This window comes from Pelomonas aquatica, from assembly GCF_026712205.1.
Classification (GTDB): Bacteria; Pseudomonadota; Gammaproteobacteria; order Burkholderiales; family Burkholderiaceae_C; genus Pelomonas; species Pelomonas aquatica.
The window spans coordinates 52,131-73,309 of record NZ_JAPPUW010000003.1 but is presented as its reverse complement, the minus strand read 5'-3'; the positions used below and the strand labels follow the sequence as shown (position 1 = coordinate 73,309).

The window sequence follows — 21,179 nt, the reverse complement described above, 5'->3', positions numbered from 1 at the left end:
GTCTGAAGGCGCCGCAGAATAGCGCCTGCCTGACGCCCCAACCACATGACATGAGACACCTGCTGACAACCCTATCCCTCATCTGGATGATGCTGTCGCCGGCGCTGGCGCAGCGCCCCTTCGACGCGAATGCCGCCAACGGCCTGCAGCGCCTCGTCGAGCCCGAGATCTCGCCCGACGGCCGCTGGGTGGTCTACGGCCTGCGCGTGGCCGACGTCGGCAAGGACAAATACCTGACCGACCTCTGGCTGGCGCCGAGCGCGGGCGCCGGGCCGCGGCGGCTGAGCTTCGGCGGCGACATCGCCGGCAAGCCGCACTGGCAGGGCGCGGACGCCATCACCTTCCTGGCCGCACGCGGCAGCGACGAGGAGCAGAAGAAGGGGCCGCAACTGTGGCGCCTGCCGCTGGCCGGCGGCGAGGCCGAGAAGCTGACCGACATCAAGGGCGGCGTCGAGGACTATGCGCTGGCGCCGGACGGCCGCCGCGCCGCGCTGGTCGTCATGGACGAGGAGCCCGACCCCGAGCAGGCCGCGGGCTGGAAGCGCAAGACGCCGCTGCCCATCGTCATCGAGCGCTTCCACTTCAAGCAGGACCGCGAGGGCTATCTCGACGGGCGCCGCAAGCATCTGCGGCTGCTGGACCTGGCGAGCCGCAAAGTCGTCGCGCTGACGAGCGGCGAGTTCGGCGAGGCGGCTCCGGCCTGGAGCCCGGACGGCCGGCAGCTGGCCTTCCTCAGCAACCGCGCGCCCGAGCGCGACCGCACCGAGGCCACCGGCCTGTTCGTGATGCCCGCCGAGCCGGGCGCGGCGGCGCGCGCGCTGGCGACGCTGACGACCGACGACGAGGCCCGCCCGGCCTGGAGCCCGGACGGCCGCCTGATCGCGCTGCCGACCGGCGACGACGTCAAATGGAGCGCCTACCAGCAATGGCGGGTCGGCCTCTACGACGCGGCCGGCGGCACCTCGCGCCTGCTGGGCGCGGGCCTGGACCGCGGCTGGCAGCCGCGGCTCGCGTGGACGCCGGACGGCGCGGCCCTGGTCGGCGCCGTCGACGACGACGGCCACGGCCAGCTCGCGCGCATCGCGCTGGCCGACGGCCGGGTGCAGCGCCTGAGCGGGGCCGGCGTGGCGGGCCAGGCCAGCGTCGCGGCCGACGGGCGCATCGCCTTCCTGGGCGGCGACTGGGCCAGGCCGGCCGAGCTGCAGCTGCTGGAGCCGGGCAGCGCGTCGGCGCGCGCGCTGACGGCGCACAACGACGACTGGCGCCGCGGCATCGCGCTGTCGATGCTGCGCGAATTCAGCGCCAGGAGCGCCGACGGCGCCGAGGTCCACGGCCTGCTGGCCCTGCCGCGCGAAGGCCGGCAGCCGCTGCCGACCGTGCTGCTGATCCACGGCGGCCCGAACGGGCAGGACGCGCAGGAACTGTCGACCCGCACCGCGCTGCGCGAGCGGCTGGCGGCGGCGGGCTATGCGGTGCTGCTCGTCAACTACCGCGGCAGCAGCGGCCGGGGCCAAGCCTATCAGCGAGCGATCTTCGGCGACTGGGGTCATCTGGAGGTGCAGGACCTGCATGCGGCGCTCGACTGGGCTGTCAGGCAGGGCATCGCCGACCCGGCGCGGCTGGGCGTGGGCGGCTGGAGCTACGGCGGCCTGCTGACCGACTACCTGATCGCCACCGACACGCGCTTCAAGGCCGCCGTCAGCGGCGCCGGCAGCGGCAACCAGCTCGCCATGTTCGGCAGCGACCAGTACGCCGTGCAGTACGAGCGCGAGATCGGCCTGCCCTGGACGCAGCGCGAGCGCTGGCTCAAGGTGTCCTACCCCTTCTTCAAGGCCGACCGCATCAAGACGCCGACGCTCTTCCTCGGCGGCGAGAAGGACTTCAACGTGCCCATCGCCGGCGGCGAGCAGATGTACCAGGCGCTCAAGGCGCTCGGCGTGCCGACCCAACTGGTCATCTACCCGGGCCAGTTCCACGGCCTGTCCCTGCCCAGCTACCAGCGCGACTGGGAGACGCGCTTCATCGCCTGGATGGACCGCCACCTGAAACCGCAGCAGACCTCCGCTGCGAAGTAGCGCCCCGCGGCCATGGCCGGCCCGGCCAGGTAATTCTGTGTGAAGCCGTCATCCGCCGGGGCCGCGCGGCAGTTAGAGGGCTGTGGCCGCAGCCCGCGGCCTGGAGATCGACGATGCAACGACTGACCCTGGCCCTCGCAATGGCTTCATCCGCACTGCTGTCGGCCTGCGTGGTGGTGCCGGCGCACCGCGGCTATTACGACGGCGGCTATGCCGCGGCGCCGGTCGTCGTCGTCGACGTGCCGCCGCCGGCGCCCTATGCCGAGGTCGTGCCCGTGATGCCCTACCCGGGGGCTGTCTGGATCGGCGGCTACTGGGGCTGGAGCGGTGGCCGCCACCAGTGGGTGAACGGCTTCTACGACCGGCCGCGTCCCGGCTACCGCTACGAGCCGCACCGCTGGGAGAGCAGCGGCGGGCGCTGGCATCTGCGCGTGGGCGGCTGGGTGCGCCTGTAGTCAGACGCGCTCGATGACGGTCGCGATGCCCATGCCGCCGCCGACGCACAGCGTCACACAGCCGGTCTGAAGATCGCGCCGTTCGAGCTCGTCGAGCAGCGTGCCCAGCAGCATCGCGCCGGTGGCGCCCAGCGGGTGGCCCAGCGCGATGCCGCCGCCGTTCACGTTGACGCGCGCCAGGTCCAGGCCGAGGTCGCGCGCCGTCTTCATCGGCACGGCCGCGAAGGCCTCGTTGATCTCCCACAGGTCGACGTCGGTGGCCTGCATGCCGGCCTGCTTCAGCGCCTTCAGGCAGGCCGGTGTCGTGCCGGTCAGCATGAGGGTGGGCTCGCTGCCCGTCACCGCCGCGGCGCGGATGCGGGCGCGGGGCTTGAGCCCGGCCGCTTCGCCGCCGGCGCGGGAGCCGACCAGCACCAGGGCCGCGCCGTCGACGATGCCCGAGGAATTGCCGGCATGGTGGCGGTGCTCGATGGCGGCGGCCTGCGGGTATTTGCGCAGCGCCAGCGGGTCGAACTTCGCGCCCAGCTTGGCGAAGGACGGGTTCAGCGCGGCCAGCGTCTCGGCCGTCGTCTGCGGGCGGATGGTCTCGTCCTGGGCCAGCAGCAGCGTGCCGTCCACGTCGTGCACGGGCACGAGGGCGCGCGCGAAGCGGCCCTCGGCGCGGGCCGCGGCGGCGCGCTGGTGGGAGCGCGCCGCGTAGGCGTCCAGCTCGGTGCGCGAGAAGCCTTCCAGCGTCGCGATCAGGTCGGCGCTGATGCCCTGGGGCACTAAGCCGACGGCCTCGATGACGCGCGCGTCCTGCAGCCAGGCGCCGCCGTCGCTGCCCATGGGCACGCGGCTCATGCTCTCCACGCCGCCGGCCACCACCAATTGCTCGAAGCCGCTGGCCACCTTGGCGGCCGCGAGGTTGACGCTCTCCAGCCCCGACGCGCAGAAGCGCGACTGCGTGATGCCGCCCACCGTTTCGGCCCAGCCGGCATCCAGCACGGCGATGCGGGCGATGTCGCCACCCTGCTCGGCGATGGGCGTCACGCAGCCCAGCACGACATCGTCGACGAGGGCCGTGTCCAGCAGCGTGCGCCGCTGCAAGGCCTGCAGCAGCGTGCGCACGAGCCAGATCGGCGTCGCCGCGTGCAGCCCACCCTCGGGCTTGCCCTTGCCGCGCGGCGTGCGGCAGTGGTCGTAGAGATAGGCGTCGAACATGGTGAACCTCTGGACTATGTCGCGCCCATTGTGCGATTCAGAACCAGGCTGCCGCGCGATCTTGCAGGAATCGCCGCACCGCCGCATCGCTCTCCAGCGCGATGGCGTGCTCGCAAGCCTGGCGCGCCTCGGCATGCCGGCCGCAGCGACCCAGCAGCTCGGCGCGCGCGGCCCAGTAGGGTTGGTAGCCGCCCAGTTCGGCCTGCAGCGCGTCCAGCCGGGCCAGGCCGGCCTCGGCACCGGCCGTCCGCGACAGCGCGACAGCATGGTTCAGCGCGGCCACCGGCGAGCCACCCAGCTCGCACAGTGCGGCGTAGAGCTGCTCGACCGCCGCCCAGTCGACGCGGCCACGGCGCTGGCCTTCGAGATGGGCCGACTGCACGGCCGCCTCGAGCTGGTAGCGGCCCGGTCGGCCGTGGCTGACGGCCAGGTGCAGCAGGCCCTCGGCCTCGTCGATCAGCGGGCGCTCCCACAGCGTGGCGTCCTGCTCGGACAAGGGGATGTAGACGCCTTCGGCATCGCGGCGCGCGGCACGGCGGGCGTGCGAGTAGAGCATCAGCGCGAGCAGGCCGAGGGCCTCGGGCTCCTGCGGCAGCAGCGACGCAACGAGGCGGGCCAGCCAGATGGCCTCGTCGGCGAGATCGCGCCGGTGCGGGTCGGTGCCGGCCGCGTCGGTCCAGGCGTCGGCATAGACCGCGTAGATGGCCGACAGCACGGCGCCCAGGCGTTCGGCAAGTTCGGCCTGCGCGGGCACGGCCAGGCCGATGCCGGCCTGGCGGATCTTGGCCTTGGCGCGCACGAGGCGCTGGCTCATGGCGGCCGGCGCAACGAGGAAGGCGGCCGCGATGGTCGCTGCGTCGAAGCCGAGCACGGCCTGCAGCATCAACGGTGCGCGGGCGGCCGCGTCGATGGCCGGGTGGGCGCAGGCGAACATCAGCTCCAGGCGCCGGTCCGGCAGCGCGCCCGTGTCGGCCGGCGTTTCCAGCGCGGCCAGCCACTCCAGCCAGGCCGCGGCCGCCTCGCCGCGGCGCCGGCCGCGCAGCGTGTCGATGGCCTTGCGGCGTGCGACGGTCAGCAGCCAGGCCTCGGGGTTGGCGGGCACGCCGTCCCGCGGCCAGCGGGTCAGCGCGGCCTCGAAGGCGTCGGCCAGCGCGTCCTCGGCGCCGGCCACGTCGCGCGAGCGTGCCGAGAGGTAGGCGACGAGGCGGCCGTAGCTGCGCCGCGCCGCCTGCTCGGCGGCCGCGGCCGGCTCGCCGTTCACTGGCTGCCTGTCGGCCAGACCGGCCTGACTTCGACGCTGCCGTGGCTCGCGCCGGGGCAGCGCGCCGCCCAGCCCAGCGCGGCGTCGAGGTCGGGCACGTCGATCAGGAAGTAGCCGCCGAGCTGCTCGCGCGTCTCGATGAAGGGGCCGTCCAGCACCTCGGTCTTGCCGCCGCGCACGCGCACCGTCGTCGAGCTGTCGGCCGGCCGCAGCCGGTTGCTGCCGCGGATCAGGCCCGCCTTGGTCAGCGCCTCGGTGTAGGCGGCATAGGCCGCCAGCGCCGCCCCGCGCTCGGTGTCGCCCAGCGCCGCGAAGCCGGCGGGGTCGGCATGGATCAGAAGCATGTATTCCATCGGGATCTCCTGGGTGAGAGTCGGCGGCGCGACATGCGCCGCCCGACAATGACGCCCGGCCGCCCCGCCATTTCGACATCGGCGCCGCAAAAACTACATCGAGCGCGAGGCCAGCTCTTTCATGATCTCGTTGGTGCCGCCGTAGATGCGCGTCACGCGGGCGTCGGCCCACAGCTCGGCGATGGGAGTTTCCAGCATGTAGCCATAGCCGCCGAAGAGCTGCAGGCAGGCGTCGGTCAGCCGGGCCGCGAGGTCGCTGCACCAGGCCTTCACGAGGGCGGCGCGTGCGGCGTCGAGCTCGCCTTGCAGATGCGCCGCGATGGCGGCATCGAGCAGCGCGCGGGCGGCCAGCAGGTCGCTCTGCGCCTGGGCCAGCACGAAGCGGGTGTTCTGGAAATTCCAGATCGGCTGGCCGAAGGCCTCGCGCTGCCTGGCATAGGCGATGGTGTCGTCCAGCGCGCGCTCCATCATCGCGACGGCCTGGCATGCGATGACGAGGCGCTCCTGCGGCAGCTCGCCCATCAGCTGGCCGAAGGCCAGGCCCTCGCTCGCGCCCAGCAGGTTGGCGGCCGGCACGCGCAGCTCGTCGAAGAACAGCTCGCTGGTGTCCTGGGCCTTCAGACCGACCTTGTCCAGGCGCCGGCGCGTCAGGCCGGGCGTGCCGGCGTCGATCTCGGCGACGATCAGCGACAGGCCCCTGGCGCCGGGGGCGTCGCCGCTGCGGCAGACGATGACGATGAGGTCGGCGTTCTGGCCATTGGTGATGAAGGTCTTCTGGCCGCTGATGACGTAGTCGCCATCGTCGCGCCGGGCGCGCGTGCGTATCGCCTGCAGGTCCGAGCCCGTGCCCGGCTCCGTCATCGCGATGGCGCCCACGCGCTCGCCCGACGCCAGCGCGGGCAGCCAGCGCCGGCGCTGCTCGTCGCTGCCGTGGTGCAGCAGATAGGGCGCGACGATGGCCGAATGCACGCTGCCGCCAAAGCCGCCGAGGTTGGCGCGCGCGGCCTCCATGACGATGACGGCCTCGTGGCCGAAGTCGCCGCCACCGCCGCCGAAGGCCTCGGGCATGGCCGCGCACAGCAGGCCCTGCGCGCCGGCTTCGCGCCAGGTGTCGCGCTCCATCAGGCCGGCGCTGCGCCAGCCGGCCGCGCGCGGCACCCAGCGCTCGGCGAAGAAGCGCGCGCTGGCCTGCTGCAGCAGGCGGTGCGCTTCGCTCATCCAGGTCGAGGGGAAGAGGGGCAGGGGCATGGCCGGGCGGGGAGGCGTTGCGGAGGCGGCATGATGGCGCATCGCCTCCGGAGATGCATGCATGACCCTGATCAAGCTGGCCTTCATCCTGTGCGGCCTCGCGCTGGTCGGCGCGGCCTGGTGGTCGGCCACGATGAATGCCAGGGCCGCCGACTGGCCGGACACGCGCGGCACCATCGTGCGCTCGGAACACCGCCAGGCGCCCGACGGCGACAACGACAGCGTGCGCATCGAGTTCGACTACGAGGTGGTCGGCCAGACCCACCGCGGCTCCAAGGTCAGCTATGCGGGCCTGCCGGCGCAGTCCGCCGACAAGGCGGCCCTGGTGGCGCGCTACCCGGCGGGCCTGGCGGTCAGGGTCTATTACGACCCGGCCGACCCCGGCCGCGCGGTGCTGGAGCGCGAGCCGTCGCGGGCCTGGATCGCCGCCGCGCTGATGGGCGTGGCGCTGGTGGCGATCGCGCTGTTCACGAATTTCCTGAACTGACGGGCGGGCTGAATTCCAGCCACAGCCCGGGCTGGTCGAACACCATGTACGCCTGGGGCGCCATGGCGAGCCAGAGCAGCGTGTGCGCGGGCAGCGCCGCCTGGCGGCCGTCCGCGCAGGACCAGCGGCCCGCCGCCAGCGCGAAGAGGCCGCAGCAGCGTTGCCGCGCACGCCAGGGAGCGCCCGGCAGCGCCTGCCGCATCGCGGCCTGGCCGCCCCTGTGCATCAGGTTCAGGTCGCGCGTGGCGCCGTCCAGCAGGCGGCCGTGGGGTGCCGCGGCGCCGTCGAACAGCAGCGGCGGGTCGCCGGGTCTCAGCGTCACCGCCTGGTGCTCGAATTCGAGCGCCATGCCCTGGCCGTCGACGAGGGCCAGCCAGCGCTCGACGCCGGGGTAGGGCGAGAAGGGGCCGTCGCGCGCGACATCGGCCATGGAAATGCGCAGCTGCCAGTCGTCCCCGGCCGGCAGCGCCAGCAGGGTGCGCGTGCTGCCGCCGCCGTTCTTCCAGGCCGTCGGCGCGATCCGGTCGGCGTGGATGAGCTCCATCAGAGGCCGACGGCCCGTTCCAGCGCCGCGATCTCGTCCTCGACATAGGCCGCGAGCCGGCCGAGGTTGGGCAGCGCATCGGTCGCGATGAGGCCGAAGTAGAGCGTGCCGGCGTAGCTGAACAGCGTGATGTTGAGCAGATGGGTGGCCGGCAGCGTCGAGACCGGGTGCATCTCCAGCAGCGGCGCGCCCTTCAGGTAGAGGCGCTCGGCCGGGCCGGGCACGTTGGAGACCAGCGTGTTGCCCATCGGCGTGATGACGTCGGCCAGCTTGAGCATGCCGGCGATCTGGCCGAGCAGGCCGGTCAGGATGGTGTAGGTCTCGACGGCCTCGGGCGCGACCGAGTCGATCATGGCCCGCACATTGCGCAGCGAGTAGCCGACGTTGCGCAGCCGCACATAGGCGTCGTCGGTGGGCGGCGAGAGGTCGACGAGGATGATGCCGATCTTGTTGCCCGCGGCCTTTTCACCTTCACGGCGCAGGTTGACCGGCATCTGGATGGTGATGGGGCGGTCGAGCTCGATGCCCTCGTCGGCCAGGTAGCGGTGCATGGCGCCGTCCAGGCAGGTCAGCGCGACATGGTTGAGCGTGGCACGCGCCACCTGGCGGATCGCGTCGATGCGGGCCATGGGCACGGCGGCCGTCGCGAACTGGCGGCCCGGCGTCGCATTGCCGGTGAAGGGTGTGCCGCGGCTGGCCATGAAGGGCAGGGCAATCGCATTCTTGGTCAGCTTCACGGCCTCCAGCGCCAGCATGGCCGTGAGGCGCCCGATGCCGACGGCGCGCTTGCTGTTGGCGGTGAGCTGCTTCCAGACGGTGCCGGCGACCTGCTGGTCCAGGCGCTTCTTGCCCTTGAGGCCGCTGCCGCGGCGCGTGTGGGCCAAGGTCCAGACCGGCGTGACGGTCAGGTCGTCGGGCGTCGTGCGCAGCGAGTCCACGCCCCAGCGCGTCATCGTGATGCCGTCGGCCATCGCGTGGTGCATCTTGTAGTAGACGGCGAACTGCCGGTCCCAGAGGCCGGCGATGACGTGCACCTCCCACAGCGGCCGGCTGCGGTCCAGCACGGGCTCGTGCAGCTCGGAGGTCAGTGCGTACAGGGCCTCGCGGTCGTTGGCGCCGGCCTTGAGCTTGTGGAAGAAGACGTGCTCCGTCAGGTCCACGGCCTCGGCCCGGCCCCAGCTCGGCATCAGCGTGGGCGACACGAAGTTGATGACCTGGTCGAAGGGCGGCTGGACGTCGGTGTGCTCGAGGAACTCCTCGTAGAGCTGCTTGGCGAAGTTGGCGCCGCCGCCCTTGGGAATCTGGTGGATATGCAGGCCGGCCACATGCTTGGGGCTGGCCTCGCTCTCGGCGATGAAGAAGGCGAGGTCCAGCAGGGAGAGTCGGGTCATGGGTGGCGCATCGAGTGGCGGTCGGCCCAGCATAGGCGGGCGCCGGGGCCGGTCAAGGCCGGGGAATCACGCGTCGCCGCTGGCCGCGGCGCGGCGTCCACTGCGGCGCTCCTTGTCGGCGGCCTTCTCGGCTTCGTGCGCGGCGGCCTTGCGTGCCTCGTCCTCGGCCGCGGCCCGGCGCCAGGCCGCCATCTCCGCGGGCGTCTCCAGCGTGATGCGGCCCAGCAGCCCCTGGCGGTAGTCCACCAGCAAGGCCTCGGCGGCCTTGTGCATCTGCACCGCGCCGCCGCGGATCTTGGCGCCGCGCTTGAGGCCGATGGCCTCGAGCACGGCGTCCTCGGCGCCCAGTTCGGCCAGGCCGTAGCGCTCCTGCAGGCGGTCCGGGTAGCGGCGCTTCAGCACGGCGATCAGTTCCAGCGCCACCTCGGCCTCGTCGAAGGCATTGCGGCCGATGGCGCCGCTGGCGGCCAGGTGGTAGCCGCTCTGCTCGATGCCGATGCGCGGCCACAGCATGCCGGGTGTGTCGAACAGGTAGAAGCCGTTCTCCAGCACGATCTTCTGCTCGATCTTGGTGATGCCCGGCTCGTCGCCCGTCTTGGCGGCCTTGCGGCCAACCAGGGTGTTGATCAGCGTGCTCTTGCCGACATTGGGGATGCCGCAGATCAGCACGCGCAGCGGCTTGTGCATGTCGCCGCGCTGCGGCGCCAGCTCGCGGCAGGCCTTGACGATGGCGCGGGCCGGCGACTTGTCACCCGCGTCCAGCGGGATGGCGCGCGTGTGCGGCTGGGCGTTGTAGTGGGCCAGCCAGTCGGCCGTGACGGCGGGGTCGGCCAGGTCCTGCTTGTTCAGCACCTTCAGCGCCGGCCGGCCGGTGGTGAGCGCGGCCAGCAGCGGGTTGCTGCTGGAGCCCGGCAGGCGCGCGTCGAGCAGCTCGATGACCACGTCCAGCCCCGCCTTCACGCGATCCTTGATCGCCTGGCGGGTGGAGTTCATGTGGCCGGGGAACCAGTTGATGGGCATGCGCTGACGAGTTTGGGGCTTGCGAAAAGTGGATTGTCGGGCTTACATCCGGTTGCGTGCGCTGTTCGGGCTGCCCGCAGGATCACAAGCTTGCGTCTGAGGGCAGTATGAGATTCGAAGGTGTTTTGAGCGCGTGGAACCACGATGCCGGCTACGGCACGATCCGCCCGCTGGGCGGGGGCGAAGAGGTGTTCGTGGCGCTGCCGGCCTTCCCGACCGATGGCGACGGCCCGCAGCTGGACGAGCCGCTGAGCTTTGAAATTGTGACCGGCCGTGACGGCCGCAAGCAGGCCGTGAACCTCAGGCGCCTGCCCAGCCCGCAGCTGAACCCGGCGCTGCGCGAGGCCGCCGGCGTCGGCAGCCTGCGCGTGCGCCAGGCCAAAAGGAAACGACGCCTGGGCCTGGCGGCCGGCGCCGTTGTCGTGCTGCTGCTCCTGGTGGCCGGCGGGGCACACTGGTGGCCCCACGCCACGGCGGACGGCCCTGTCCGCGCGGGGCGCTAGCCGCCGCCTGCCGCCGGCTAGTCTTCGTTCTTGAAGACGAGCTTGACCTCGTGGGTGGCCTTTTCGCCCGGCTCGAACTTCCACTCCATCAGCGCCTGCTTCACGGCGCGGTCGAAGACGCGCTTGGGCTCGGCTTCGACAATCTCGACGTCGCTGACCTTGCCGTCGGCCTCGATGGTCAGCTTGGCCTTGACGACGCCGGTGGAGATGCCCTTCTGGCTTGCCTCGCGCGGGAAGTCGGGCGGCACCTTCTTGACGACCTTGGGCGTGGCGTGGGCGGCCAGGGCCAGCATCAGGCTGGCGGCAAGCACGGTGGCGGAACGCAGGATGGACATGGCGGCGACCCTAGGAAAGTGGGGATGAGGTTCAGGCGGCGCGGAAGAAGCCGACCGCTTCGATCAGGCGGGTGGAGCTGTCGCGCAGCGCGTCGGCCGAGCGGCTGAGCTCGCCGACCAGACTGGTGTTCTGCTGCGTTGCCTTGTCGAGCTCGTTCATCGCGCCGTTGACGACGCCGACGCCGGTGGCCTGCTCCTGCGCGGAGTGCGAGATCTCCTCGATCAACTGGCCCATGTTGTTGACTTCGTCGACGACGCTGCGGATGGTCACGCCGGCGTTGTTGACCAGCGTCGTGCCGTTCTCGACCTTGACGGTCGATTCCTGGATCAGCACCTTGATCTCCTTGGCGGCGCCGGCCGAGCGCTGGGCCAGCGCGCGCACCTCGGCGGCCACGACCGCGAAGCCGCGGCCATGCTCGCCGGCGCGGGCCGCTTCCACGGCGGCGTTCAGCGCCAGGATGTTGGTCTGGAAGGCGATGCCGTCGATGACGCCGATGATGTCGCCGATCTTCTTGGAGCTGGCGCTGATCTCTTCCATCGTCTCGACGACCTTGGAGACCACGGCGCCGCCGTTGCTGGCGGCCTGGCGGGCCGTCACGGCGATGCCGGCGGCGCGGCGGGTCAGGTCGCTGGCGCCCTTGAGCGTCGACGCGATCTCTTCCACCGATGCGGCGGTGTTCTGCAGGCTGGCGGCGGAGCGCGTCGTGCGGTCGGCCAGGTTGGCGTTGCTGTCGGCGATGGAGCCGGAGTTCTCGGCCACCTCGCTGGCGGCGGTGGACACGTCGCGCACGACGCCGGACAGCGCGTTCTGCATGTCCTTCATGGCCTGCAGCATCTGGCTCAGCTCGTCGCGGCCCGCGACCTGGATGTCCTGCGTCAGGTCGCCGGCGCGGATGGCTTCGGCGGCGGCCTGGGCCTGGCGGGCCGGGCCGACGATGGAGCGGGAGATCACCAGGAAGCCGCCGACGCCCAGGGCCACGGCCACGGCGACGAGTACGAAGGTCAGCACGACCGACGAGCGCGCCCGCTCGTTGCCGGAGGTGGCCAGCGCCTTGCCGCTGTCGAACTGCATGTCGACCAGCTTCTTCAGGCCCTCCTGCAGCGCGGACTGGGCGGGGCGCAGGTCGGTGATGAGGCTCTCGCGGGCCTCGTCGGGGCTGCCGTCGGCCTGCACCTTCTGGAACTTCTCCAGCGCGGCCAGGAACTTGGTCTTGCGCTCGCGCACCTCGGAGACGGCGGCCTTCTCCGTATCGCCCGAGACGGCGCCCTCGAGGCTGGCGAGCTGCTTCTCGCCCTCGTCCAGCGCATCGGCGATGGCCTTCTTCTGCTTCTTGATCGCGCCGGCGGTATCCAGCAGCAGCAGGTCGCGCACGGCGCGCGAGATGATGTTGATCTGGCTGTCCAGGCCGTTGGCGGCGGCGATCTTCACGAGGCTGGAGTTCGCGGTGCGGTCCAGGTCCTTGGCCAGGCTGTTGGCGTTCGATGCGCCGAAGACGCCGATGGCCACCAGCAGCAGGATCAGGAGGCCGAAGCTCACGGCCAGCCTTTGGCCGATGCGCAGTTGGGTCAGGAAGTTCATGCGGTTCAGGTCCTTGTCCGGTGATCCTCGGGGATCGGCATCAGGCGGCCGATCTTCATTGCAGCGATGACTGTAGGCCGCCCGGCCCGGTTTTTGTGGCCTCGGCCGGCGGCTGGCGCGCAGTGTGTCGCGACCTGTGACGATTTGCATCCAGGGTCCGCGGCCCTCGCGTGAAGTCGTTCACGTCGCCTCTTCGCCTGCGGCTTGAAGCGTCAATGGGCCGCGGCCCGCAGGCGCAGCACCTCGACCGCATCGATCTCGCCGGCCTGGTGGCCGAAGGACTGGCGCAGATGGCTGGCCAGCGCGGCCAGGTCTTCCGGCGCCAGCACGCCGGCGAACGGCGGCATGCCGTAGGGCCGCGGGTGGCCGGGCGTGGCCGGCGCGAAGCCGCCGCGCTCGATGACGCGCAGCAGGTTCGCCGCGCTGGCCTGGGTGACGATGCGGCTGCCGGCCAGGGCCGGGTAGGCCGGGGCGCCGCCGTCGTCATGCCGGCCCTCGCCGTGCTCGCCGTGGCAGGCGGCGCAATGCTCGCGGTAGAGGCCGGCGCCGCGCTCGCGGCGCCGCGGGCTGGGCTCGGCGGGCTCGGGCCGCGCCACGGCCTGCTCGGGCAGCGCGCGCAGATAGGCGCCCATCGCGGCGCGGTCGGCGGCGTCCAGCGCCGCGGTGCTGCCCAGCACCACCTCGGCCATCGGCCCGAGGGCGGAGTGCCCTTCGGCCTGCCCGTCGCGCAGCCAGCGCTGCAGGGCCTCGGGCGTCCAGCGCTGCACGCCGGCCTCGGCCGGGTCATGCAGCGAGGGCGCAACCCAGCCCAGGCCGGCCAGCAGGCCGCCGCGGAAGTCGGCCGCGCCCTGGTCGCCGCCGAGTGCATCGCGCCCGGCATGGCAGGCGCTGCAATGGGCCAGGCCCTGGCTCAGGTAGGCGCCGCGGTTCCAGGCCGCGTCGCGGGCCGGGTCGGGCCGGTAGACGCCGGGCCGGAAGTACAGCGCCCGCCAGGCGGCGATGGCGAGCTGGCTGCCGTAGAGCCCGCGCAGCTGGTGTTCGCGGCGCGGCGCGGCCACGGGGGCCTGGGCCTGCAGCCAGGCGTGCAGCGCGTCGGCGTCCTCGCGGCTCACGAGGCTCGTGTTCGTGATCGGGTGGGCCGGCAGCAGCAGCCGGCCGTCGCGGCCCTGGCCGAAGTGCAGCGCGCGCCAGAAGTCGTCGGCCCTCCAGCCGGCCAGGCCGGTCGCGTCGGGCGTCAGATTGGGCGAGAAGGCGATGCCGAAGGGCGTCGGGATGGGCCGGCCGCCGGCCAGCCGTGCACCGCCGCGCGCCGTGTGGCAGCCGGCGCAATTGCCCACCGCGACCAGATAGGCGCCACGTTCCAGGCTGACGGGTGCGGCGGAGGGCGGCGTGGCGTCTTGCAGGCCGCGCTGCCAGGCCAGCAGCGCCGAGCCCGCGGCCGCGGCGAGCCCGGCCAGCAGCACCAGCCCGACCGCCGCCCGCTTCACGGCCACAGCCCGCCGCAGCGCAGCGGCGCGGGCGCGGCCAGGGCTGGCGCGGGGTGCGAATCCGCCGGCATGGCCCGGCTGGCCAGGAACTGCGTCAGGGCGTTGATCTCCGCGTCGGTCAGCGTCCTGGCGATGCGGGCCATGCAGTCGGGCTCCTGGGCACGGCGCTGGCCGCTGCGCCAGGCACCGAGCTGGCCGTTCAGATAGTCGCGCGACAGGCCGAGCAGGCCCGGCACGCCGGGCTGGGTGCCGGTCAGGCGTTCGCCGTGGCAGGCGGTGCAAGCGGGTAGCCGGCGCGTGTCGTCGCCGTGGCGGACCAGCGCCTCGGCCCGCGCCAGCTCGGGCGCCGGCAGCGTGGCGGCCTGCGGCGGCGGGTAGGGCAGGTCCAGCGCTGCGAAGTGGCCGGCCAGTTCCTGCAGGTAGGCGTCAGACAGCGGCGCGATCAGCTCGCTCATCAGCCCGTAGTCGCGCCGGCCGTCGCGGAAGTTCAGCAGCTGGCTGTAGAGATAACCGGCGGGCTTGCCGGCCAGGCGCGGGTAGTAGCCGTCGGGCGCGGCGCGGCCCTGCCTGCCGTGACAGCCGGTGCAGGCCAGGGCCCGCTGGGCGAGCGTGTCGGGCACGGGCTGGGCCTGTGCCACGGCGACCAGCGCGGCCAGCAGCCAGACGGGCTTCACCCGCGCGCCCCGAAGATGGCGCTGCCCACGCGCACCATCGTCGAGCCGGCGGCGACGGCGTCTTCCAGGTCGGCGCTCATGCCCAGCGACAGCGTGTCCAGCGCCAGGCCCCCGGCCTGCAGCGCCGCGAACAGCCGGGCCATGGCCTGGTGCTGGGCCGGCGCGCCGGGGCCGGGCTCGGGGATGGCCATCAGCCCGCGCAGCTTCAGCCGCGGCAGCGCGGCGACATCACGAGCCAGCGCGGCGACCTCGCCCGGCAGCAGGCCGCTCTTGCTGGCCTCGGCGCTGATATTGACTTGCAAGCAGATGTTCAGCGGCGGCAGGTTTGCCGGGCGCTGCTCGGACAGGCGCTGGGCGACCTTGAGCCGGTCCACCGAATGCACCCAGTCGAACTGCTCGGCCACCGGCTTGGTCTTGTTGGACTGCAGCGGCCCGATCAGATGCCATTCGATCCGGCCGCGCAGGTCGATCAGCTCGCCGACCTTGGCCAGGCCTTCCTGCACATAGTTTTCGCCGAAGGCGCGGGCGCCGGCCGCGAAGGCCTCGCGGACGGCCGAGCCGGGGAAGGTCTTGCTGACGACGAGGAGGTGTACCGCATCGGCGGGACGGCCAGCTGCGACACATGCCGCAGCGATGCGGGTTTTGACGGCTTGGAGGGAATCTGGGATGGCCATAATCAGCCGAGCACTCTTACACGCACCATGGACATCACTCAGCTGCTGGCATTTTCGGTCAAGAACAAGGCCTCCGACCTGCACCTCTCGGCCGGCCTGCCGCCGATGATCCGCGTGCATGGCGACGTGCGCCGCATCAATGTCGAGGCCTTGGACCACCGCGCGGTCCACGACATGGTCTACGACATCATGAACGACTCCCAGCGCAAGGTGTACGAGGAGACGCTGGAGGTCGACTTCTCGTTCGAGATCCAGGGCCTGGCGCGCTTCCGGGTCAACGCCTTCAACCAGAACCGCGGCGCCGGCGCCGTGTTCCGGACCATTCCGAGCAAGATCCTCAGCCTGGAGCAACTCAACGCGCCCAAGGTCTTCGCCGACCTGGCGCTGAAGCCGCGCGGCATGGTGCTGGTGACCGGCCCGACGGGCTCGGGCAAGAGCACGACGCTGGCGGGCATGGTCAACCACCTCAACGAGAACGAGTACGGCCACATCCTGACCATCGAGGATCCGATCGAATTCGTGCACGAGAGCAAGAAGAGCCTCATCAACCAGCGTGAGGTCGGCCCGCACACGCATTCGTTCGCGAACGCGCTGCGCTCGGCGCTGCGCGAGGACCCGGACGCGGTGCTGGTCGGCGAAATGCGCGACCTCGAAACCATCCGCCTCGCGCTGACCGCGGCCGAGACGGGCCACCTGGTGTTCGGCACGCTGCACACCTCGTCGGCCGCCAAGACGGTGGACCGCATCGTCGACGTCTTCCCGGCGGCCGAAAAGGAGATGGTGCGGGCGATGGTGTCGGAATCCCTCGTCGCCGTCATCTCGCAGAGCCTGTGCAAGCTCAAGGACGGCACCGGCCGCGTCGCGGCCCACGAGATCATGCTGGGCACCTCGGCCATCCGCAACCTGATCCGCGAGAACAAGGTCGCGCAGATGTATTCGTCCATCCAGACCGGCAATTCGCAGGGCATGCAGACGTTGGACCAGAACCTCACGGATCTCGTCCGCCGCAACATCATCTCGCCCGCGGAAGCCCGCTCGAAGGCGAAATTCCCCGAGAACTTCCCGGGCTGAACGGCTCAATCAAAAGGCAACCGCAGAGGCACAGAGACACAGAGGAGTTCATGGCTGTTTCCTCCGTGCCTCTGTGCCTCTGTGGTTGCATTTGAAATTTCCTAGGACCGCATATGGAACGCGACCAGGCCTCGAAATTCATCAACGACCTGCTGCGGCTGATGCTGTCGCGCAAGGGCTCCGACCTCTTCCTGACGGCCGAGTTCCCGCCCGCCATCAAGGTGGACGGCAAGATGACCAAGGTGAGCCCCCAGCCGCTGTCGGGCCAGCACACGCTGCAGCTCGCGCGGGCCATCATGAACGACAAGCAGGCGGCCGAGTTCGAGCGCAGCAAGGAGTGCAATTTCGCGATCTCGCCGCACGGCATCGGGCGCTTCCGCGTGAACGCCTTCCTGCAGCAGGGCCAGGTCGGCCTGGTGCTGCGGACCATCCCGTCCACGCTGCCCACCATCCAGTCGCTGGACCTGCCGCCGGTGCTGCGCGAGATCGTGCAGAACAAGCGCGGCCTGGTCATCGTCGTGGGCGCTACAGGCTCGGGCAAGAGCACGTCGCTGGCCGCGATGATCGACGAGCGCAACGAGACGACCTATGGCCACATCGTGACCATCGAGGATCCGATCGAGTTCGTGCACCCGCACAAGAACTGCATCGTCACGCAGCGCGAGCTGGGCCTGGACACCGACAGCTGGGAGGCCGCGCTGAAGAACTCGCTGCGCCAGGCGCCCGACGTCATCCTGATGGGCGAGCTGCGCGACCGCGAGACCATGGACCACGCCATCGCCTTCGCCGAGACCGGCCACCTGTGCATGGCCACGCTGCACGCCAACAGCGCCAACCAGGCACTGGACCGCATCATCAACTTCTTCCCGGAAGACCGCCGCCAGCAGCTGCTGATGGACCTGTCGCTGAACATGCGTGCCCTCATCAGCCAGCGCCTGCTGCCGCGCCGCGAGGGCAAGGGACGGGTCGCGGCCGTCGAGATCATGCTGAACACGCCGCTGATCTCCGACCTGATCTTCAAGGGCGAGATCAGCGAGATCAAGGAGCTGATGAAGCGCTCCCGCGAGCAGGGCATGCAGACCTTCGACCAGGCTCTCTTCGACCTCTACGAGGCCGGCAAGGTCACCTATGAAGACGCGCTGCGCAATGCCGACTCGGTCAACGACCTGCGCCTGCAGATCAAGCTGAACAGCGAGCGCGCGCGCAGCGGCGACCTGTCCTCCGGCACCGAGCACCTCACGATTGTCTGACCCCATGAGCACCCGCAGCTACGACCCCATTCCCCCGCGCCGCGTCGCCTTCCTGGGCCTCGGCGTCATGGGCCATCCCATGGCCGGCCACCTGGCGCGCGCCGGCCATCAGGTCACGGTCTACAACCGCACGGCGGCCAAGGCCCAGGCCTGGGTGAAGGAGTGCGGCGGCGCCTTTGTCGCGACACCCGCCGAAGCAGCGAAGGGCGCGGAGTTCGTGTTCTGTTGCGTCGGCAACGATGACGACCTGCGTTCGGTGGTGCTGGGAGACAGCGGCGCGCTGGCTGGCATGGCTCCGGGCACCTGCTTCGTGGACCACACGACCGCGTCGGCGGCCGTCGCGCGCGAGCTGCATGCCGAGGCGGCGAAGCGCGGCGTCGCCTTCATCGACGCGCCGGTGTCGGGCGGCCAGGCCGGCGCGGTCAACGGCGCGCTGACCGTCATGTGCGGCGGCGATGCGGCGGCCTTCGACGCGGCCAGGCCCATCGCGCTGGCCTTTGCCAAGGCCGTGACGCTGCTCGGCGGCCCCGGCTCGGGCCAGCTGGCCAAGATGGTCAACCAGATCTGCATCGCCGGCGTCGTGCAGGGCCTGGCCGAGGCCGTGCGCTTCGGCCAGAACGCGGGCCTGGACATGGCCCAGGTGCTCGACGTCATCGGCAAGGGCGCGGCCCAGAGCTGGCAGATGGACAACCGCGGCAAGACCATGGTCGAGGACAGTTTCGACTTCGGCTTCGCGGTGGACTGGATGCGCAAGGATCTCGGCCTCGTGCTCGACGAGGCCCGCCGCAACGGCTCGCGCCTGCCGCTGACGGCCCTGGTCGACCAGTTCTATGCCGACGTGCAGGCGCTGGGCGGGAACCGCTGGGATACGTCGAGCCTCATCAAGAGGCTCTGAACTGTCGTTGGCCCCTCGCCCAGCGCTGAGGCGCTGGTCGGTCCCCCGAGGGGACGCCGATGCTCGCGGGCGATGGCCCCCGAGCACATCGGCTCAAGCGCGCCTTGGGGCGGCCCGGCGGCGCGCTTGAGTCGGGAGATCACTGCTTCTTCGGCACGGTCCGAGCAAGTTCGTCTTCGCTGATGATCTCGAAGGCCCGCACGACCTTGCTGACGCCGCTGATCTGGCGCGCGATCTCGGTCGCGCGGTCGGCCTCGCGCTCGGTCACGCGGCCCATCAGGTAGACGTTGCCGCGCTCGACGACGATGTAGAAGGCGTTGCTCAGCAGGTCGCGCGCATCGATCAGCTTGGCCTTGACCTTGCCCTGGATGACGACGTCGCCGGAGCGGCTGCCCAGCGAGCTGGCCGGGCCCACGGCCACCTCGTTCAGCACCTTCTGCACGTTCTCGACGCCGCCGACGATGCCGTCCAGCGCGGCGCGGGCCTCCTCCGTCGTGGCCTCGCCGGTGACCAGCGCGACGCGGTTGTAGCTGTTGACGCTGGCGTGCACCTTGTCGCCGAGCTGCTCGCGGATGCGGGCGCCGGCCTTGACCTCGATGGTCTGGTCTTCGAGCTGGGTGCCCGAGGTGCGGCGGTCGGTCGCGACGCTCACGCCGCCCACCATGGCGCCGCCGATGATCAGCGGCGCGCAGCCGCTGGCGAGCAGGCCGGCGAGGGCGGCGGCGGTCAGGGTCAGGGAGAGCTTCTTCATCATCGGATTTCCAATCGGGGTTATTCGTCGCTGCCGAGCAGTTGCAGGTCGACGGCATCGGCCAGCGCATGCAGCAGCACGCGCTGGGCCTCCACAACGCGCGGCTCGCGGCCGTGGCTGACGCGGATCTGGATGTCGGTGTCCTGCAGCAGGCCGCGCCACTCGTCCGTCGTGCCGCCGGTCAGCGCGATGATGCTCATCTCCTGCGCATGGGCGGCGGCCACCGCGTTGGCCCAGGCGTCGCGCTGCTCGCGCAGCGGCTCGACCATGACCAGCACGTCGCCCGGGTGGCCGTGGGCCTGCAGCAGGCGGGCGATGTCCAGGCCGGCGGCGTCGCGGGCCTGGGCGGCCAGGCTCCAGGCGGCCAGGCCGGGCCTCTCCTGCTCGAAGCGGCCGGCCAGGCGGGCGGCGAGGTAGTCGGCGTCCAGCGCGGCGAGGCCCTGGGCGGCACAGAGGATGCGGTTGCCGCCGGTGATGGCGTCCACCACCATCTGCGCGGCCATCGCGAGGGGGCGGGCCAGTTGTTCGGCGGCCTGGTAGAGCAGGTCCGCGCTTTCGAAAAACTGCTGCTGGATGCGTTGTTCGATCATGTGGAACAAATCATAGTCACCCCGCGTCGAAGGCCCCTTGTAACCAAGTGAGTTCGGCGCCGTCGATGGCGACGACGTCGAAGCGGCAGGGCGGCGGGCTGGCGTGGCGCAGCAGGTAGTGCCGGGCGGCGTAGATCAGGCTGCGCTGCTTGCGCGCCGTCACGCTGGCCGCCGCGCCGCCGTGCGAGGCATCGGCCCGCGCCCTCACCTCGACGAAGACCAGCGTGCCGTCGCGGTCGCGCAGGATCAGGTCCACCTCGCCGGCGCGGCGGCTGGGGCCGGCGGCGACTCGATAATTCCGCTCCAGCAGCTTCAACCCGGCGCGCTGCAGATGAGCCAGCGCGGCATCCTCACCCGCGGTGCCGGTGGCCGCCCGCGCCCCAGATCGAGACCCCCAGTTGAACAACGCCGACTCCCCTTTGCTGCGTCAGGCCGCGCAGGCCGCGGCCGGCGGCCAGCAGTATCCCGCCGCGGCGCTCTATGTCGTCGCCACGCCCATCGGCAACCTGGCCGACCTCAGCCTGCGCGCCATCCATGTGCTGGGCCTGGTGGACGCCGTGGCCTGCGAGGACACGCGCCAGAGCGCCGTGCTGCTGCGCCACCTGGGCCTGCACAAGCCGCTGATCGCGCTGCACCAGCACAACGAGCAGGAGGCCTCCGGCGCCGTGCTCGCGCGGCTGGCGGCCGGCGAGCGCGTGGCCTATGTGTCGGACGCCGGCACGCCGGCCGTGTCAGACCCGGGCGCCGTGCTGGTGTCCCGCGCCGCGGCGGCCGGATGCCGGATTCTGCCCATCCCGGGCGCCAGCAGCGCGGTCACCCTGCTCAGCGTGGCGGGCGACGCGGCGGCCCAGGGCTTTGCCTTCGCCGGCTTCCTGCCCACCAAGGGCGGCGAGCGCCGCACGCGGCTGCAGGGCCTGCTGGCCCAGGCCGAGCAGAGCCAGATCCTCTTCGAGGCACCGCACCGCATCGCCGACCTCGTGAGCTTGCTGGCCGAGCTGGCGCCCGCGCGCCGCGTGACGCTGGGCCGCGAGCTGACCAAGCAGTTCGAGACCGTGCACACGGCGCCGGCCGCTGAGCTGCCCGCCTGGCTGGCGGCAGATGCGCAGCGCCAGCGCGGCGAATTCGCGCTGGCCATCCATGCCGAGGCGGCGGCCCGCGGCGACGCGGCCCTCGACGACGAGGCCCTGCGTGTGCTGAAGCTGCTGATGGCCGAGCTGCCGCTGAAGCAGGCGGTCGCGCTGGCGGCTCAGATCAGCGGCGCGCCGCGCAATGCGCTCTACGACGCCGGGCTGCTGCTGAAGCGCGAGTGTTGAGAGGTTGAGAGTCTTTCGCC

The 21,179-nt window shown here is 71.6% G+C and carries 23 protein-coding genes; 8 read left to right on the top strand and 15 right to left on the bottom strand.

From position 1 onward, the window contains the following. Positions 1-50: 50 nt before the first annotated feature. Positions 51-2,075 (top strand): S9 family peptidase, encoded by a 2,025-nt coding sequence (locus NYP07_RS04050; RefSeq protein WP_268147720.1) that lies wholly within the window; start codon positions 51-53, stop codon positions 2,073-2,075. A gap of 113 nt (positions 2,076-2,188) precedes the next feature. Next, positions 2,189-2,530 (top strand): hypothetical protein, encoded by a 342-nt coding sequence (locus NYP07_RS04045; RefSeq protein WP_268147718.1) that lies wholly within the window; start codon positions 2,189-2,191, stop codon positions 2,528-2,530. Here the strand turns inward: NYP07_RS04045 and NYP07_RS04040 are convergent, their stop codons facing one another. From NYP07_RS04040 to NYP07_RS04025, 4 genes are all read right to left on the bottom strand, one after another. After that, positions 2,531-3,733 (bottom strand): acetyl-CoA C-acetyltransferase, encoded by a 1,203-nt coding sequence (locus NYP07_RS04040; RefSeq protein ID WP_268147716.1) that lies wholly within the window; start codon positions 3,731-3,733, stop codon positions 2,531-2,533. A 37-nt stretch (positions 3,734-3,770) separates the two neighbouring features. Then, positions 3,771-4,994, bottom strand: coding sequence for an RNA polymerase sigma factor (locus NYP07_RS04035; RefSeq protein WP_268147715.1), 1,224 nt, complete (start codon positions 4,992-4,994; stop codon positions 3,771-3,773). Then, positions 4,991-5,347, bottom strand: a complete 357-nt coding sequence (locus NYP07_RS04030; protein WP_268147713.1) for a YciI family protein — start codon at positions 5,345-5,347, stop codon at positions 4,991-4,993. Before NYP07_RS04030 ends, NYP07_RS04035 begins: the two co-directional genes overlap by 4 nt. A gap of 93 nt (positions 5,348-5,440) precedes the next feature. Beyond that, complete coding sequence (locus NYP07_RS04025; protein WP_268147711.1) at positions 5,441-6,595, bottom strand: acyl-CoA dehydrogenase family protein; 1,155 nt, start codon at positions 6,593-6,595, stop codon at positions 5,441-5,443. A gap of 61 nt (positions 6,596-6,656) precedes the next feature. Between NYP07_RS04025 and NYP07_RS04020 the strand changes: the two genes are divergently transcribed. Then, the gene (locus NYP07_RS04020) at positions 6,657-7,082 is read left to right on the top strand and encodes a DUF3592 domain-containing protein (RefSeq protein WP_268147709.1); all 426 of its coding nucleotides are present in this window, start codon (positions 6,657-6,659) and stop codon (positions 7,080-7,082) included. Here the strand turns inward: NYP07_RS04020 and NYP07_RS04015 are convergent. From NYP07_RS04015 to ylqF, 3 genes are all read right to left on the bottom strand, one after another. After that, positions 7,063-7,626 carry a HutD/Ves family protein gene (locus NYP07_RS04015; RefSeq protein ID WP_268147707.1) on the bottom strand — a complete coding sequence of 188 codons (564 nt, stop codon included), beginning with the start codon at positions 7,624-7,626 and terminating at the stop codon, positions 7,063-7,065. The genes NYP07_RS04020 and NYP07_RS04015 overlap by 20 nt on opposite strands. Next, positions 7,626-9,017 (bottom strand): wax ester/triacylglycerol synthase domain-containing protein, encoded by a 1,392-nt coding sequence (locus NYP07_RS04010; protein ID WP_268147705.1) that lies wholly within the window; start codon positions 9,015-9,017, stop codon positions 7,626-7,628. The genes NYP07_RS04015 and NYP07_RS04010 overlap by 1 nt, the downstream gene beginning before the upstream one ends. Positions 9,018-9,083: 66 nt before the next feature. Then, the gene (ylqF, locus tag NYP07_RS04005) at positions 9,084-10,037 is read right to left on the bottom strand and encodes a ribosome biogenesis GTPase YlqF (RefSeq protein ID WP_268147703.1); all 954 of its coding nucleotides are present in this window, start codon (positions 10,035-10,037) and stop codon (positions 9,084-9,086) included. Positions 10,038-10,144: 107 nt separating this feature from the next. Between ylqF and NYP07_RS04000 the strand changes: the two genes are divergently transcribed. Continuing rightward, entirely contained in the window at positions 10,145-10,540 is a 396-nt protein-coding gene (locus tag NYP07_RS04000; RefSeq protein ID WP_268147701.1) for a cold-shock protein, read from the top strand. 17 nt (positions 10,541-10,557) lie between these two features. Here the strand turns inward: NYP07_RS04000 and NYP07_RS03995 are convergent, their stop codons facing one another. From NYP07_RS03995 to NYP07_RS03975, 5 genes are all read right to left on the bottom strand, one after another. Then, on the bottom strand, positions 10,558-10,875 hold the full coding sequence (locus tag NYP07_RS03995; RefSeq protein ID WP_268147699.1) for an energy transducer TonB: 318 nt from the start codon (positions 10,873-10,875) through the stop codon (positions 10,558-10,560). A gap of 31 nt (positions 10,876-10,906) precedes the next feature. Then, positions 10,907-12,454, bottom strand: coding sequence for a methyl-accepting chemotaxis protein (locus NYP07_RS03990; protein WP_268147697.1), 1,548 nt, complete (start codon positions 12,452-12,454; stop codon positions 10,907-10,909). A 212-nt stretch (positions 12,455-12,666) separates the two neighbouring features. After that, complete coding sequence (locus NYP07_RS03985) at positions 12,667-13,941, bottom strand: c-type cytochrome (protein ID WP_268147695.1); 1,275 nt, start codon at positions 13,939-13,941, stop codon at positions 12,667-12,669. Beyond that, a complete protein-coding gene (locus tag NYP07_RS03980) occupies positions 13,938-14,615 on the bottom strand; it encodes a c-type cytochrome (protein WP_268147693.1) in 678 nt (225 codons plus the stop codon). The genes NYP07_RS03985 and NYP07_RS03980 overlap by 4 nt, the downstream gene beginning before the upstream one ends. Next, positions 14,612-15,289, bottom strand: a complete 678-nt coding sequence (locus tag NYP07_RS03975; RefSeq protein ID WP_268147691.1) for a YggS family pyridoxal phosphate-dependent enzyme — start codon at positions 15,287-15,289, stop codon at positions 14,612-14,614. Before NYP07_RS03975 ends, NYP07_RS03980 begins: the two co-directional genes overlap by 4 nt. Positions 15,290-15,316: 27 nt before the next feature. Between NYP07_RS03975 and NYP07_RS03970 the strand changes: the two genes are divergently transcribed. The 3 genes from NYP07_RS03970 (at position 15,317) to NYP07_RS03960 (ending at position 18,505) form a co-directional block, all read left to right on the top strand. After that, positions 15,317-16,360, top strand: a complete 1,044-nt coding sequence (locus NYP07_RS03970) for a type IV pilus twitching motility protein PilT (RefSeq protein ID WP_268147689.1) — start codon at positions 15,317-15,319, stop codon at positions 16,358-16,360. 113 nt (positions 16,361-16,473) lie between these two features. Further along, a complete protein-coding gene (locus NYP07_RS03965; RefSeq protein WP_268147687.1) occupies positions 16,474-17,610 on the top strand; it encodes a PilT/PilU family type 4a pilus ATPase in 1,137 nt (378 codons plus the stop codon). A gap of 4 nt (positions 17,611-17,614) precedes the next feature. Beyond that, positions 17,615-18,505, top strand: a complete 891-nt coding sequence (locus tag NYP07_RS03960) for an NAD(P)-dependent oxidoreductase (protein WP_268147685.1) — start codon at positions 17,615-17,617, stop codon at positions 18,503-18,505. 139 nt (positions 18,506-18,644) lie between these two features. Here NYP07_RS03960 and NYP07_RS03955 read toward each other — a convergent pair whose 3' ends face one another. Genes NYP07_RS03955 through NYP07_RS03945 form a run of 3 tightly spaced genes read right to left on the bottom strand, consistent with a single transcriptional unit; the run spans position 18,645 to position 20,252 of the window. Then, positions 18,645-19,256, bottom strand: coding sequence for a BON domain-containing protein (locus NYP07_RS03955; RefSeq protein WP_268147683.1), 612 nt, complete (start codon positions 19,254-19,256; stop codon positions 18,645-18,647). A gap of 20 nt (positions 19,257-19,276) precedes the next feature. Then, complete coding sequence (locus tag NYP07_RS03950) at positions 19,277-19,846, bottom strand: SIS domain-containing protein (RefSeq protein ID WP_268147681.1); 570 nt, start codon at positions 19,844-19,846, stop codon at positions 19,277-19,279. A 16-nt stretch (positions 19,847-19,862) separates the two neighbouring features. Further along, positions 19,863-20,252 (bottom strand): YraN family protein, encoded by a 390-nt coding sequence (locus tag NYP07_RS03945; protein ID WP_268147679.1) that lies wholly within the window; start codon positions 20,250-20,252, stop codon positions 19,863-19,865. Here NYP07_RS03945 and rsmI point away from each other — a divergent pair. Beyond that, complete coding sequence (rsmI, locus tag NYP07_RS03940) at positions 20,245-21,159, top strand: 16S rRNA (cytidine(1402)-2'-O)-methyltransferase (protein ID WP_268147678.1); 915 nt, start codon at positions 20,245-20,247, stop codon at positions 21,157-21,159. The two genes, NYP07_RS03945 and rsmI, sit on opposite strands and share 8 nt — an antisense overlap. The last annotated feature ends 20 nt before the right edge of the window (positions 21,160-21,179 follow it).